The sequence below is a fragment of the Winogradskyella litorisediminis genome, assembly GCF_042675765.1.
In the GTDB taxonomy this organism is placed as follows: domain Bacteria; phylum Bacteroidota; class Bacteroidia; order Flavobacteriales; family Flavobacteriaceae; genus Winogradskyella; species Winogradskyella litorisediminis.
Genome location: NZ_JBHTJL010000011.1, coordinates 136,349 through 150,753 on the forward strand (window position 1 = coordinate 136,349; position 14,405 = coordinate 150,753).

At 34.5% G+C, this 14,405-nt stretch carries 13 protein-coding genes; 6 read left to right on the forward strand and 7 right to left on the reverse strand.

Going from position 1 to position 14,405, the window contains the following annotated elements; translation table 11 throughout:
* Positions 1 to 45 precede the first annotated feature (45 nt).
* Together ACFQ1Q_RS09710 and ACFQ1Q_RS09715 are read left to right on the forward strand one after the other, a co-directional pair.
* Positions 46 to 666 (forward strand): trimeric intracellular cation channel family protein, encoded by a 621-nt coding sequence (locus ACFQ1Q_RS09710; RefSeq protein ID WP_386130576.1) that lies wholly within the window; start codon positions 46 to 48, stop codon positions 664 to 666.
* On the forward strand, positions 663 to 2,063 hold the full coding sequence (locus ACFQ1Q_RS09715; protein WP_386130578.1) for an ArnT family glycosyltransferase: 1,401 nt from the start codon (positions 663 to 665) through the stop codon (positions 2,061 to 2,063). Before ACFQ1Q_RS09710 ends, ACFQ1Q_RS09715 begins: the two co-directional genes overlap by 4 nt.
* On the opposite strand, the gene ACFQ1Q_RS09720 is transcribed toward ACFQ1Q_RS09715, so the two are convergent.
* The 3 genes from ACFQ1Q_RS09720 to ACFQ1Q_RS09730 form a co-directional block, all read right to left on the reverse strand.
* Positions 2,060 to 2,611, reverse strand: a complete 552-nt coding sequence (locus tag ACFQ1Q_RS09720; RefSeq protein ID WP_386130581.1) for an ASCH domain-containing protein — start codon at positions 2,609 to 2,611, stop codon at positions 2,060 to 2,062. The two genes, ACFQ1Q_RS09715 and ACFQ1Q_RS09720, sit on opposite strands and share 4 nt — an antisense overlap.
* Before the next feature lie 75 nt (positions 2,612 to 2,686).
* A complete protein-coding gene (locus ACFQ1Q_RS09725) occupies positions 2,687 to 4,828 on the reverse strand; it encodes a M3 family metallopeptidase (RefSeq protein WP_386130584.1) in 2,142 nt (713 codons plus the stop codon).
* Positions 4,829 to 4,886: 58 nt separating this feature from the next.
* Positions 4,887 to 5,582: a peptidylprolyl isomerase gene (locus ACFQ1Q_RS09730; RefSeq protein ID WP_386130587.1), complete on the reverse strand. Its 696-nt coding sequence runs from the start codon at positions 5,580 to 5,582 to the stop codon at positions 4,887 to 4,889.
* A gap of 2 nt (positions 5,583 to 5,584) precedes the next feature.
* Here ACFQ1Q_RS09730 and ACFQ1Q_RS09735 point away from each other — a divergent pair, with 2 nt between their 5' ends.
* Both ACFQ1Q_RS09735 and ACFQ1Q_RS09740 read left to right on the forward strand, forming a co-directional pair.
* Positions 5,585 to 6,226: an NUDIX hydrolase gene (locus ACFQ1Q_RS09735; protein WP_386130590.1), complete on the forward strand. Its 642-nt coding sequence runs from the start codon at positions 5,585 to 5,587 to the stop codon at positions 6,224 to 6,226.
* 46 nt (positions 6,227 to 6,272) lie between these two features.
* Positions 6,273 to 7,073: a lysophospholipid acyltransferase family protein gene (locus ACFQ1Q_RS09740; RefSeq protein WP_386130593.1), complete on the forward strand. Its 801-nt coding sequence runs from the start codon at positions 6,273 to 6,275 to the stop codon at positions 7,071 to 7,073.
* Between the two features lie 94 nt (positions 7,074 to 7,167).
* Here ACFQ1Q_RS09740 and ACFQ1Q_RS09745 read toward each other — a convergent pair whose 3' ends face one another.
* Together ACFQ1Q_RS09745 and ACFQ1Q_RS09750 are read right to left on the reverse strand one after the other, a co-directional pair.
* Positions 7,168 to 7,800 carry a hypothetical protein gene (locus ACFQ1Q_RS09745; protein WP_386130596.1) on the reverse strand — a complete coding sequence of 211 codons (633 nt, stop codon included), beginning with the start codon at positions 7,798 to 7,800 and terminating at the stop codon, positions 7,168 to 7,170.
* A 4-nt stretch (positions 7,801 to 7,804) separates the two neighbouring features.
* On the reverse strand, positions 7,805 to 8,299 hold the full coding sequence (locus tag ACFQ1Q_RS09750) for an RNA polymerase sigma factor (RefSeq protein WP_386130599.1): 495 nt from the start codon (positions 8,297 to 8,299) through the stop codon (positions 7,805 to 7,807).
* A 357-nt stretch (positions 8,300 to 8,656) separates the two neighbouring features.
* Between ACFQ1Q_RS09750 and ACFQ1Q_RS09755 the strand changes: the two genes are divergently transcribed.
* Complete coding sequence (locus ACFQ1Q_RS09755; RefSeq protein ID WP_386130602.1) at positions 8,657 to 10,807, forward strand: TonB-dependent receptor; 2,151 nt, start codon at positions 8,657 to 8,659, stop codon at positions 10,805 to 10,807.
* Between the two features lie 54 nt (positions 10,808 to 10,861).
* Here ACFQ1Q_RS09755 and ACFQ1Q_RS09760 read toward each other — a convergent pair whose 3' ends face one another.
* Positions 10,862 to 11,419 carry a thioredoxin family protein gene (locus tag ACFQ1Q_RS09760; protein WP_386130749.1) on the reverse strand — a complete coding sequence of 186 codons (558 nt, stop codon included), beginning with the start codon at positions 11,417 to 11,419 and terminating at the stop codon, positions 10,862 to 10,864.
* Positions 11,420 to 11,486: 67 nt separating this feature from the next.
* Between ACFQ1Q_RS09760 and ACFQ1Q_RS09765 the strand changes: the two genes are divergently transcribed.
* Positions 11,487 to 11,822 (forward strand): tRNA-binding protein, encoded by a 336-nt coding sequence (locus ACFQ1Q_RS09765; RefSeq protein ID WP_386130605.1) that lies wholly within the window; start codon positions 11,487 to 11,489, stop codon positions 11,820 to 11,822.
* A 67-nt stretch (positions 11,823 to 11,889) separates the two neighbouring features.
* Here the strand turns inward: ACFQ1Q_RS09765 and ACFQ1Q_RS09770 are convergent, their stop codons facing one another.
* Positions 11,890 to 14,394, reverse strand: a complete 2,505-nt coding sequence (locus ACFQ1Q_RS09770) for a M14 family zinc carboxypeptidase (protein WP_386130608.1) — start codon at positions 14,392 to 14,394, stop codon at positions 11,890 to 11,892.
* Positions 14,395 to 14,405: the final 11 nt, after the last annotated feature.

Sequence of the window (14,405 nt, forward strand, 5' to 3'; positions counted from 1 at the left end):
TCTTTTATAAAATTGATTAAAGGTCTATTATAAATAAAATAACAAATGTTCATACAAACTATAGATATTTTAGGAACAATTGCTTTTTCAATCTCTGGTGTTTTAGTAGCCATGAATAAAAAAATGGATGCTTTTGGGGTATTTATTATTGCCTTTGTGACAGCTGTTGGTGGTGGAACTTTACGAGATTTATTAATTGGTGCAACACCCGTGTTTTGGATGACAGATATGACGTTTATAATTGTGATATCTGCCGCTGCATTATTTGCAGTTATTTTTAGAAATTATATAAAACATCTAAGACGTTCGCTTTTTCTTTTTGATACTATTGGTATAGGATTATATACAGTTATAGGAATAGAAAAAGGAATGGCTGTTGATTTACATCCAATATTTTGCATCATTTTAGGAACTATGTCTGCCTGTTTTGGTGGTGTAATTCGTGATATTTTGTGTAATGAAATACCAGTGATTTTTAGAAAAGAAGTATATGCTACAGCTTGTATTTTAGGTGGTCTAACTTATTTTTTGATGTTAGAATTTCTTGAAGATAGAAACTATCTTTTTATTATAGCTGGTTTAGTTGTCATTGCAGTTAGGCTTTTGGCAGTAATTTTTAAGTTGACGCTGCCAAGTTTATACAAATCTGAAGCAGAACTCAAATGAAGGTAAAATACATCCAAATTATTTGTGGATTACTTTTAGTTCTCCGATTCTTTTTACTTCAATTTATACCATTGCTAGACCATACAGAATCACGTTATGGTGAGGTAGCAAGGCTTATGGCAGAGACAAATAATTATGCTGTTCCTCAAATTGATTATGGCGTAGATTTTTGGGCAAAGCCACCATTATCAACTTGGTTATCTGCAATTGGTGTTGAGATTTTTGGCGAAACTGAATTTGCTGTAAGATTATCTTCTTTTATTTTAGGAATATTAATATTACTAATTTGTTTTAAGGGATTTCAGTTTTCAAAAAAACAACGTTGGATTTTAATTGCGCTGATATTAACCATTCCAGAATTTTATTTACATCTCGGCGTCGTTTCTACCGATATGTCATTGCTTTTAGCAGTCACTTTGGTTATAGTTTCCTTTTATAACATCATGTTTTATGAATCACATAAAATTTGGGGTTATCTATTTTTTGTTGGTTTAGGTTTGGGTATGTTGGCTAAAGGGCCAATCATTTTTATTTTAACGATGCCAGCAATTGTAGTTTGGTGGTTTTTTTCTAAGACTAAATTTATAGAAATCAAGAAATTTCCTCTCGTTTTAGGAAGCATTTTAACTATATTAATAGCACTTCCATGGTATATTATTGCCGAAAAACAATCTCCTGGATTTATAGATTATTTTATTATTGGCGAACATTTTCAGCGCTTCTTCAATCCCGATTGGGTAGGCGATAAGTATGGCGAACCACACGTACAGCCATTTGCTATTATTTGGGTGTTTTTTGTTGCATTTTTTTTACCGTACTCGATATTGTTTATTTTGAAGTTGGTAAAACAATTCAGAACTATATTCGAAAATAAAGAAACATTATTTCTACTTACAATGATAATTTGGCCGTTATTTTTCTTTACGTTTTCTACGAGCCTTATTCATACATATACGTTGCCTGTTGTGGTGCCTTTTGCGGTTTTATTGGTGAAGTTGCTACCAGATTTAAAAATCATTAAAACCTATTTTAAAGTTTCACTAATTCTACCGATTACTGCAGTCATTGGCATTTTGGTTTTTACTTTTAAGCCGGAATTAAAGGATACGTTTCGTACAGAGAAATATTTGGTTGAACATATAAATCATCAAAACATTCCAATTTATCATTTTTATTTAAAAACCTTTTCAGGCCAATTTTATACTAAGGGAAAGCTAAAAAAAATAGTCGCTGATGATATCGATGTATTAATTAACAAATCAAAATCGGGTAAAGAATTTTATTTAATCATTACCAAATATGATAGAGAAGCTTATCCTCAAATTTTTTCAGATAAGAATTTTGAAGAATTAAATAGTAACCGCAAAAAGTTACTTTTTCATTTCAATAAAAATTAATATTCTACAGCATCCACTGGCCAAACAGTTTCAAACCATTCGCAAACCACAAGCATTTCTTTAGAAGGTTCGTCATTAGATTCTTTAAGAGTGGCTTCGAAAAAATCCCAATGGACTTTTTTCCATTTTTCAAGTGCATTTTCTGAAGTTCCCATATCTAACGCCGCATATTCTTTAGATATTTTATAAAACGGCATGGTGTCTACCTTTCTAATTTCGATGATAGCCAATGCTTCGCCGTCAAAATCGGTAATAATATGTTTTGTACCAACTTTAGGTAAATCGGCATTGGCATCTTTATACCATTTGTATAATCCAGATGCTGCCTTTTTCTTACCGCTAGCAACTAATTTTCCTAAGCGATTGGCATCCGATTTATTATCATGAAAATACCAAGAATCCGGTAAATCTTTTTTTTCTAATTTTGGATTAGCTTCAACGTATGCTCTCCACATGTTTACAACTGATATCAACGCCTTTTCATTTGTTGCTGTGTTGTCTTTGCAGCTGAAGATTAGTGCTAATAGAATTAGAGATATTTTTTTCATTTTTTCAATTATAAATTTCAAATAAAAACACCTTCTCTAAAAATAGAAAAGGTGTTTTAAAAGTTTTAATTTTAATTATTTTGTCACAGGAAATCCTCTATCGCGCATCAACGCTTCAATCTTCGCATCACGACCTCTAAAATTTCTGTAAGCTTCAGCAGGATCCATAGCATTTCTTGGTGCAAATAAATATTTCACTAATTTATTAGCAACCTCTTTATCGTAAAATCCACCTTCGGCCTCTTTAAACGCTTCTGAGGCATCGCTAGTTAAAACATCTGCCCACATGTAACCGTAATATGCTGTTGCGTAACCTTCACCAGAAAATACGTGTCCAAAATGTGGTGTCCTATGACGCATCGGCAACTCTTTTGGCATACCTAATTCGTCCAGAGTTTCGCGCTCAAAATTATCAATATCTATATTAGTTGGGTCAGCTAAGTGTAATTTCATATCTATTAATGCCGATGCTAAATATTCAGTGGTACCGAAACCTTGATTAAAAGTTGATGCTTTTTTGATTTTTGCCACTAATTCAGCAGGAATTGATTCCCCTGTTTTATAATGTACCAAATATTTGTTGATGACTTCATCCGTAGATAACCAACGCTCTAACAATTGCGATTGAAACTCTGTGTAATCTCTAACGCCACCTTGTAATGTTGGGTACTTTACATCTGCAGCAAAAAAGTGGAGTGCATGACCAAATTCGTGGAAAAAAGTATTAGCATCGTCCCAAGACACTAACACAGCTTCGCCTGGCGCAGGTTTTACAAAGTTACTATTGTTAGATGCTAAAACATTGGTCTCACCTTCAAACGACGTAGAACTACGATAGGTCGTTGCCCAAGCTCCAGAACGTTTACCTTCGCGAGCAAAAGGGTCTAAATACCAAAGTCCAATATTTTTACCAGAATCTTTATCGGTGACTTGCCAAACTTTTACATCTTCATGAAATACAGGAACCGAACCGTCAGTAATTGGTGTAAAATTATAATTAAATAATTCGCCAGCTACAAAAAACATGGCTTCCGTAAGTTTATCTAATTGTAAATATTGTTTGACTTCATCACTGTCTAAATCGTATTTCTTTTTGCGTACCTTTTCAGCATAATATCGGTAATCCCAAGGTTCAATAGTAATGTCGTCGCCAAGTTCATCAGCAACAGCTTGCATATCCGCTACTTCTTCTTTTACACGTGCAATAGCAGCAGGCCAAACTTCGAGCATAAGATTCATAGCGTTTTCAGGTGTTTTTGCCATACGGTCTTGTAAACGCCATTCTGCATAGTTGTCGTAACCCATTAAGCCTACGCGCTCTTTACGTAGTTTTAAAATTTCCGCAATCAATTGATTATTATCATATTCATCACCATTATCGCCACGAGAATAATAGTTTTCCCAAACTTGTTTACGTAATTTGCGCTCGGTGGAATATTTCAAAAACGGGTCCATTGAAGACCTTGTATTTACAATGGCGTATTTTCCGTCTTCACCTTTATCTGTAGCAATCTTTGCAGCCGATTTTATAAAACCATCGGCCAATCCGCCGAGTTGGTCTTTTGTAAGATAAGTGACATAATTTTCCTCGTCATGTAAAACGTTATTGGCAAATTTGTTGTAGAGGCTAGATAATTCTTTATTAATTTCTGCATAACGTTTCTTTTTCTCGGCATCTAGATTTGCGCCATTCATTTCAAAACCCTTGTAAGTCAATTCTACAACACGTTGCGCTTGGGGTTCTAATGGGGTTTCTTGAGAGGCTTCGTATACGGCTTTTACACGTTGAAAAAGTTTTTCGTTTTGAGAAATTTTGGAGTTGAATTCGGATAATTTTGGAGCTAATTCGGCTTGTACGTCTCTAAATTCTGGAGACGACATGTTTGAAGATAGGATGCCGTAATAGGCAAAAACTCTATTTAAATCTTTACCTGCACTTTCCATCGCCACAATGGTGTTTTCAAAAGTTGGTGCTTCCGTGTTATTGGCAATTGCATCAATTTCTTCAAGATTTTTTGTCATCGCTGTTTCCATTGCTGGTTTAATATCTGCAACAGTCATTTTATCAAATGCAGGAACACCTTGATAAGGGCCTTTCCATTCTTCTAGCAATACATTTTCTGCCATTGGTTGTTCGGTTTCTTTGGTGTCTTCTTTACAGCTCGAAAATAATACGATGCTACAAAGCGCTACTGTTTTTATAGATTTTGAAATCATAGGTATGTCATTAAATTAATTTAGGAAAGTTATAAAAATTGAAATTTTAGAGTCTTAATTATTCTATAATCTCTACACTTTTAATGAATACATTTTTCAGCGGCCATTCACCTTTATCGGTTTCTACAGCATTGATTTTATCAACCACATCCATGCCTTTAATAACTTCACCAAAAACCGTGTAATCACCATCTAAAAAAGGTGCACCACCTTTTCTGTTCACAATAAAAAATTGATATGGCGAAGCGAGTTTATAAGCATCTTCAATCTCACTACTAGGCATTGAAATTGCACCGCGTTTGTGTGTGTAACCACGTTTTGTGTCTGGTGGTAATAAATAGCGACCTATTTTTCTTCTTCTGTTGGCTATGTCAATGCCGTCGCTACTTCCGCCTTGAATTACAAAGTTGGGAACCACGCGATAAAACTGTGTGTAATCAAAGTAATCTTGCTCGGCTAAAAAGATAAAATTAGCACGATGGTATTTGGTTTTGTCGTAAAGTAAAATATCAATATCTCCAAAATCTGTAACAATACGCACTTTATTTTCTGGGTGCTCATCCGCATATTTACCCAAAAACGTCATGGCATTATTATCGGTTAATCTTGGATATTTTCGTTTAGGTTTCTTTTGTTTTTTTTCTTCTTTTTTTACTGAAGTTGAATCAATTTTATCAATATTTTTTTGTTTAGAAGATTGCTTATCTTCACAGCTCATAACGAAGCAAAGCAATACTAAAAGGAATACTCTCATAAATGAATTTTAATACGTTTTTAGATTCTGTTGTAAATATAAAAGATTTGCCGCTTATTGGCGAAACTGCTCACGCTTTACTCTCGCCACCATACCGTTTAAAACTTGCTGAAAAAAATGCCGAAAAGAAAAAAAAAGCTCCAAAAGCAGGTGTGATGGCCTTATTTTACCCTAATAAAACAAACGAGACCATGTTGGTTTTTATTTTGCGTAAAACATACAAAGGTGTTCACTCTGCACAAGTAGGATTTCCTGGTGGTAAAGAAGAAGATTACGATACTAATTTAATGGAAACCGCTTTGAGAGAAACAGAAGAGGAAATTGGTGTACCGCAAGATAAAGTAGAAGTAATTAAAACTCTATCGCCGCTTTACATTCCGCCAAGTAATTTTATGGTGCATCCTTTTTTTGGAATTTCTAAAGAACGCCTAAAATTTAAAAAGCAAGAATCGGAAGTTGAAGACATTATAGAAGTTCAGTTGTCTGACTTTCTAAACGACGCAAATGTTATAAATACAAAAGTACCAACAAGTTATAATGTTGAGGTTGAAGTGCCTGCTTTTAATTTAAATGATTTGGTTATTTGGGGCGCAACCGCGATGATGCTCAGCGAAATTAAAGTATTATTAAAAGAGGTTTTGTAAGTATTAGTTTTTCTTACATTTGTTATCCGACAATTATTAAAAATCTATGGGTTTATTTAAAACCAATCCTTTTGGACATATACTTTGGGTAAAAAAATGGCTAATCCGTATTCTCGGTTTGTTAACGCACCGTCGTTTTAGAGGCTTTAACGATTTACAGATTGAAGGTTCTGAAATCATCAAAAATTTGCCAGATACCAATGTGCTTTTTATCTCTAATCATCAAACATATTTTGCAGATGTTATTGCCATGTTTCATGTGTTTAATGCGAGTTTAAGCGGACGTTTAGATAATATTAAAAATGTTGGTTACCTATGGAATCCTAAATTAAACATGTATTATGTTGCCGCAAAGGAAACGATGAAATCTGGATTAATTCCAAAGATATTCGCGTATACTGGTTCTATAAGCATTGAACGTACATGGCGAAGCAAAGGGCAAGATGTAAATCGTCAAGTGAAGATGAGTGATATTAGTGCTATTAAAACAGCTTTGGATGACGGTTGGGTCGTTACGTTTCCGCAAGGAACAACAACACCTTTTAAGCCAATTAGAAAAGGAACAGCTCACATTATTAAACAATACAAACCAATTGTTGTACCTATAGTTATTGATGGTTTTAGACGTAGTTTTGATAAAAAGGGGCTGCGTATTAAAAAGAAAAATGTTTATCAATCTTTTGAGGTTAAAGAACCATTACAAATCGATTACGAAAACGAATCTATCGCAGAAATCGTTGAAAAAATTGAATACGCCATCGAGCAACATCCGTCGTTTTTGAAAGTAATTCCGCAAGAGGAATTAGAGGAAAAGGAACGTATGAATCGTGAGTTGAGAGATTGGTAATTCAGTTAGAAGTAAGCAGTCCTCAGAAGACAATTTTCAGTTGTAGTCTTTAGTCAAATTAGTTATTCCGACTTCTCCAACTTCAAGTTTCTAACTAAACCTCTAACTTCTTCAATTCTCTATAATTCTGATTCAATCTTTTTATTAAAATCCCATAAATGAGTTTGTAAATTAACCAAATTACACCGAGTAAAATTCCTGTAAACACTAAACAGATAAAGAATATAAGAGCCAGTTTCCCAGTACTTGCTGTACTAAAAACTTCGGATAATTCAGGATGTTGTTTTATTGAAAAATAAATACTAATTGGTACGCTAATCAGCGCTACTACCAAATTAAAAAGCACATAATATTTTATAATCTTTCGAGTTTTTAGGATGTTTTCCATAAGTTGTTTTACGCTGTCGGTAACAGATATGGCTCTGTGAGATTTCCAGAGTAAATACACAAAAAGTAAAATGATACCCCAATTAATGATATTGAGACCAATGTAAACCCAACTTTGACTTAATTCGCCCAATTGCGATTTTAACTCTTCAGACATTACAAATGGCATGGCATTCACAATTATCCAAAACGCAAGCTCGGCAATACTAATATAAAATAGCGTTTTTACAATGTTAGACGATTTATTATGACTCATTTTATAGATGTCACCATCGCTGAAAGATTCAAAATCCGAAGATTTACTTTGCCAATCCTTCTTTAATAATTCTAATTCATCCATAGTGTTACGGATTTAATATTGTTTTTAATTTTTTCTTCACACGGTTCATTTTTACACGTGCATTCACTTCGCTAATACCAAGTGTGGCACTGATTTCTCTATAATCTTTATCTTCAAGATATAAGAGTACTAGTGCCTTTTCAATATCGTTTAATTGGTGCACCGCTTGGTACAACAATTTCAATTGTTCCTCTTCTGTACTATCGTATTCTTCCGCTTTAATTTTAAACTGATACGCGTCAAAATCTGATGTTTGTATCCTACGTTTAGACTTCCTGTAAAGCGTAATAGCCGTATTTAAGCCAACACGATACATCCACGTGCTAAACTTGCTATCGCCTCTAAACTTAGGGTATGCGCGCCAAAGCTGAATCGTAATTTCCTGAAACAAATCATTATGCGCATCCTGATTATTGGTATAAAGCCGACACACTTTATGCACAATATTCTGATGTTTCTGAAGCTGCTCTACAAAGCTATATTCAAGTTGTTTGTCCAATACTTTTCAATGGTTGATTTAGTTATACTATAAGTAGCAAGATATAAAAAGAAGTTACAGATTCTTGTCATTATTTTTTGGGCGTTACCAAGACATGCCAAAAGGCATTGTCTTCGTCGGGCTATCCGTTACAATTCCTCGCTCCGCTGTGGGATTTTCACTACTATCCCTAACGCGGGCAAATCATTGCGTGTTATATTCGAGAATTATGAAATTTCCTATTCTAATGGATGGTTTCTGAGCTTTTCGAAGCAATTCATCACAAAAAAAATACAGTTCAGTAATTTATAGTTTCATAAATAATAGAAGCAAATCATATTTGTCCCATCAATCATTACGAACTGTAAATCATCAATCATGAAAATCATCAATCTCATCTTTATTTTGTGTCTTGGTCTCATCAGCCAAGCACAAACTACAATTTCAGGAAAAGTCACAGATGCCAAAGGCCAAATCATTGCAGGTGCCAATGTCTATTTAGATGGAACTTATGATGGCGCTACGACTATGGAAGATGGAAAATTCTCATTTACTACCGATGAAGTTGGTACACAAACTTTGATGATTTCATTTTTATCTTACGAAACAAAATCCATGATTTTGGATGTTTCGCTATTAAATAATCTTAATATTAAATTGCGTGAAGATGTCAACGCACTAGACGCCGTAGTGTTATCTGCAGGAACTTTCGAAGCTAGCGACAATAGTAAAGTTTCCGTTCTAAAACCTTTGGATGTTGTTACAACAGCAAGCGCATTAGGTGATTTTGTTGGTGCTTTACAAACTTTGCCTGGAACATCTACAAATGCCGAAGATGGTCGACTTTTTGTTCGTGGTGGAAGTGCTGACGAAACTCAGATTTTTATAGATGGTATTCGTGTGTTTACGCCATACACGCCAACCACCAATAATTTACCAACACGTGGACGTTATTCACCCTTTTTGTTCGATGGCATCACCTTTTCAACAGGTGGTTATTCCGCCGAATATGGACAAGCCTTATCGAGCGTTTTATTGCTTAATACCATAGATGAGCCAGACCAAAATAAAACCGAAATAGGGTTAATGTCTGTTGGTGCTTCTTTAGGTAACACTCAAAAATGGGAAAGGTCTTCATTAAGCGCAAAAGTAAATTACATTAATCTCGGTCCATATTTACAGGTTTATGAAGACCGAAACGATTGGGAAAAACCATTTGAAAACTTTCAAGGCGAAACTGTTTTTAGACAGAAACTAAACAACGGAAACTTAAAATTCTATGCTGCTTTTGATGCTACAAATTTAGAATTGACGCAAGAAGATATTAATGAAGCCGACGGTTTGCAATTTAAACTTAATAACAATAATTTTTATACAAATACTTCTTATAAAGGTATTCTAAATAACAATTGGAGTATTGCCACAGGTTTAAGTTATACTTTCGCTAAAAATAAATTTGGGATAGAAGAAAATAATATCAATAATACCGAAAACTCGTTTCATGCTAAACTCAAATTGAAGAAACGATTCAATAGCCGTTTTAAACTCAACTTTGGTATAGAGCAATTTCTCACAGAATTTGAAGAGAATTTTGTAAACACATCAATTGATGAAACATATGGATTCAACAATAACATCACCGCAGCATTTACCGAAGCAGATATTGTTTTCTCAAAAGACTTGGCTTTAAAAGTAGGATTGCGTGGCGATTATAGCTCTATGTTGTCAAGCTTCAATGTGGCGCCAAGAGCAGCTTTGGCTTATAAGGTGGCAGAACATTCGCAAGTTTCTTTTGCCTATGGCAATTTCTTTCAAAACCCAAGTGCAGAAGTTTTAAAATTCACAGAAGATTTAGAACCTCAAAAAACATCGCATTATATTTTTAACTATCAATACGTTAATAACGGTCGCATCTTCAGAGCAGAATTGTACCGTAAAGACTATGATAATTTAGTGAAATTTGATTCTCAGTTTCCAGATTTTAGTAATGATTATAATAATAATGGCGATGGTTATGCCCAAGGTTTAGATGTCTTTTGGCGAGACAATACCAGCGTGAAGAATTTAGATTATTGGGTAAGTTATTCGTTATTAGATACGCAACGTAATCATCGAAATTTTCCAACAGCAGCGCAGCCAAACTTTACAAGCAAGCACAACTTTAATATCGTTGGTAAATTATGGGTTGACGGTTTAAAAAGTCAGATAGGTTTAGATTACGCACACTCTTCGGGTAGACCATTTACTGACCAAAACACTAATCAGTTTTTAGGTGCGCGAACCAAAAGTTTTAACAGTGTTAGTTTTAATTGGGCATATTTAATCAGTCAGCAGAAAATTTTGTATTTCTCTGTAAATAATGTCTTTGGTTTTAGAAATGTCAATGGTTACCAGTATGCGAATACGCCAAATACAAACGGTACATTTAACCGACGTGCATTAACACCAGCAGCAGACCAGTTCTTTTTTGTTGGTTTCTTTTGGACGATTAGTAAGGATAAAACAGATAATCAGTTGAATGATTTGTAGGTTTAGTGAAAAAAGAAAAGTGAAAAGTGAAAAGTGAAAATTGTCTAGTTTCTTTTAGCTTTTCCACTTAATATTACAGCCCATACTTGGTTTCTGGTTTTCACTAATAGCCTCGCCATTAACTAAAGCATCCATCGCATGGCGTAAATCTTTTCCTGTAACAGGTATTCCGTTTCCTGGTCGAGAATCGTCAAGTTGGCCTGTGTAAACCAGTTCTAAATTTTCATCAAATAAAAAGAAATCTGGTGTGCAAGCTGCATCATAAGCTTTGGCAACATATTGAGTTTGGTCGTATAAGTAGGGAAAAATATAACCGTTGTCAATGCCGTGTTGTTTCATAAATTGTGGTCCATCTTGCGGATAGTTTTCGACGTCATTACTAGAAATCGCAATAAGATTGATGCCTTTAGATTGATAATCCTTTGCCAATTGTATCAATTGCTTATTAACGTGAATTACAAAAGGGCAGTGGTTACAGATAAACATTACGAGCGTTCCTGTTGTTCCTTTTAATTCGTTAAGCGATTTTATGGTGTCATCAATAGTATCAACCAAACTAAAATCTGGCGCTTTTGTACCTAAAGGCAACATATTTGAAGGCGTTAATGCCATAATTTTTGTAGTTTTCGGTTCGACTTCGCTCACCGACCGATGATTGAAGTATCTTAAATTTAATTAAATGGAAAAGATAATAACATTCGAAGACTTCACAAAAATTGATTTACGCGTTGGTACAATTATTGAAATAAATGATTTTCCTAACGCTAAAAAACCAGCATATCAACTCACCATCGATTTTGGGGATTTAGGCATTAAAAAGTCTTCAGCACAAATTACAACGCTTTACAAAAAAGAAGATTTGATTAAAAAACAAATCGTTGCCGTGGTCAATTTTCCCAAAAAACAAATCGCCATGTTTATGAGTGAATGCCTTGTTATGGGTGCAGTAAAGCAGAATGACGTTTATTTATTATCTCCTGAAACTAGTGTTAAAAATGGAAGTGTCGTGAATTAATATTTAAAATAAAAAAAGTGTAAAGTATTTTCAACTTTACACTTTTCACTCTAAACTCTTAACTTTTCTACAAATCTTCCCGAAAGAAAATAGCATTCATCAACAAACGGTTTGTGCCGTACCAAAAGGCTCTAAAGTTGGTGTTGTCGGTAAAAGCCACAATATTTCCACGACCATAATTTCCTAATTTTAGAGGAACAGTTTTAGAAATGCTATCTAAATTCTGCTTAGAAATATATCCGCTTAGTAATGGATTTTCGGTATACTGTATTGGATTGTTGTAACTGTTTTTATCTGGTTTTACAAACAGTGTTGTGTTTCTAAACATTGGTAACCTATCATTTTTATAACCAAAATTTATTGGATGCGAACGGTCCAGTTTTGCTTCGAAAATAGCACCACCAATAACTTGAGCGCCTCTAAAATCGCTCGCTTCTTCTCTTGAAATATTCTTAGCTACGATTTTAGGTTTTTTAAATTCGAGCTTTAAAAGCTTTTTGCTGTTAAGATAATTAAGCGCGCGTCTGTAACCAATTAGTGTTCCGCCATTTTGAATCCAAGATTGAAGTTTTTTAGTGTTTCCTTCATCTAAACCAGAACCGTTGACCATAATTATCGTGTTGTAACGACTTATATCTGCTCTAGAAAAGTTTTTGGTATCTAACTTTGTTACTGGAATATCGAAACGTGTATCTAATAAATGCCAAATTTCACCAGCATCGTATGAGGTCATTCCATCACCAACCAATAAAGCAATTTTTGGTAACTCTAATGGTCTAAAATTGTTACTTCCAAGGTCAATACCGTCATTAAGTCCAGTTGAAACAGCATCAACAGTTAAATGACTTTCTTTTGCTAAGTCATTTAAAATAGTATAAACTTCCGAAGCAGATTTATCTTGATTTTGAGCAGGAATCATAATGGTTCCGTAGTCATACGACTTTCCGTTAGCTTTAAATTGTTTTTGACTCACTCGAGCACGGATGCCTTTATCTAATAGTGCATATAAAAATTTAGGCGTGTAGTATTCGTGCCATTCTACCAAATAGCCATAATCACTTTTAGATGATACGCCGCCAGTTTTAAATTGTAAATCTGAAACGACTTTACCTGCTTTTGCAGTGGTTGTTTCAGTATAATCTAAATTGAATGCTAACGGAAATGACCAAGCCGAAATATCATAAAACAAACTATCTTGAAAGGTAGTTCGTTTTTCAAACATCGCATTAATTAAACGTGTGTTGTTTTGATTTTTCGGAACAATAAAACTGTACCCTTTTTTAAAACGCTTGCCATCAACTTCGAAATCATTTTCAATTTCGTGGAATTTAATTTTATGACGATTCAAAATTTCAGCCATATGATAGGTTCTTGCAGCATCTTTTTCGTCACCAAAAACAATCGCTTTATTGCCTTCTTTTTTAGCTTCATTTCGTGCATTTTTAAAGAAATTAGCTTGATAACTTAAAATATCTTCTCGCATGGCATTGGCGGCCTCTAATGTAGATAATGCTGCTGTAAATTGATTACGTATGGTAAACGGAAAGGTGAGAAGTCCATTATCACTTTCTTGAATATGTCCTCGAGAACTCGCTTGCTCAAACAAAATACCAATACCGCCGTTAATGTCTGGAAATGTTGAGCCTTTACCATAATAAAAATCGTCAAAGCTTTCTTCAGAATAGTACAATGAGCCAATTTTATCAAAAGCTTTGGCATGATATGTTGCAATTTGCTTTGTTAAATCTTGATTCATTTGAGGTGTTAACGGATGTGTTCTTGACGGAATTCCAGGCTGAAAAAAGAAACTAGAATTTGTACCCATTTCATGATGGTCTGTTAAGATGTTTGGCATCCAATCGTGGAAAGTTTTAATGCGTGCTCTAGATTCTGGCAATTGCACTGGTAGCCAATCTCTATTCATATCAAACCAATAGTGGTTGGTGCGTCCGCCTGGCCAAACTTCGCTATATTCTCTGTCGTTTGGGTCTGGATTTAAATTTTGACTTCTATTTGTATTTGCCCAATAAGCAAAGCGTTGCAAACCGTCTGGATTAAATGAAGGGTCAAAAAGTATTACTGTATTTTTTAATAACTCATTAATTTTTGGGCCTTGTGCAGCTGCCAAATAGTAGGCTACCGCTAATGCAGCATTAGAGCCGCTAGGTTCGTTTCCGTGTATTGAAAATCCTTGATAAACAACAATTGGCCTATCTGTATTGGCATTGTCAGTTTTCGTCGCATTAAGATGATTTTCCTTTACAGTAGCAATATTTTGATGATTCTCTGGAGAAGTAATTGTCAATAATAATAAAGGTCGGTCTTCAAAAGTTTTTCCTCTGTTTTCGATGGTGATACGGTCTGAAGATTCTGCCAACTCATACATGTATTGTACTAGCTTGTCGTGTGTAATATGCCACTCGCCAACTTCGTGTCCTATAACATTTTTTGGTGTTGGAATGTTGGGATTGTAAGTGACATCGTTTGGTAAATAATAAGATAAGTCTAAGCTTTCTTGAGAAAAAGATGCTGTTGTTAAAACAGTTAAAACGAGTAATAAAATACGGCGCATAAAATGTAAGT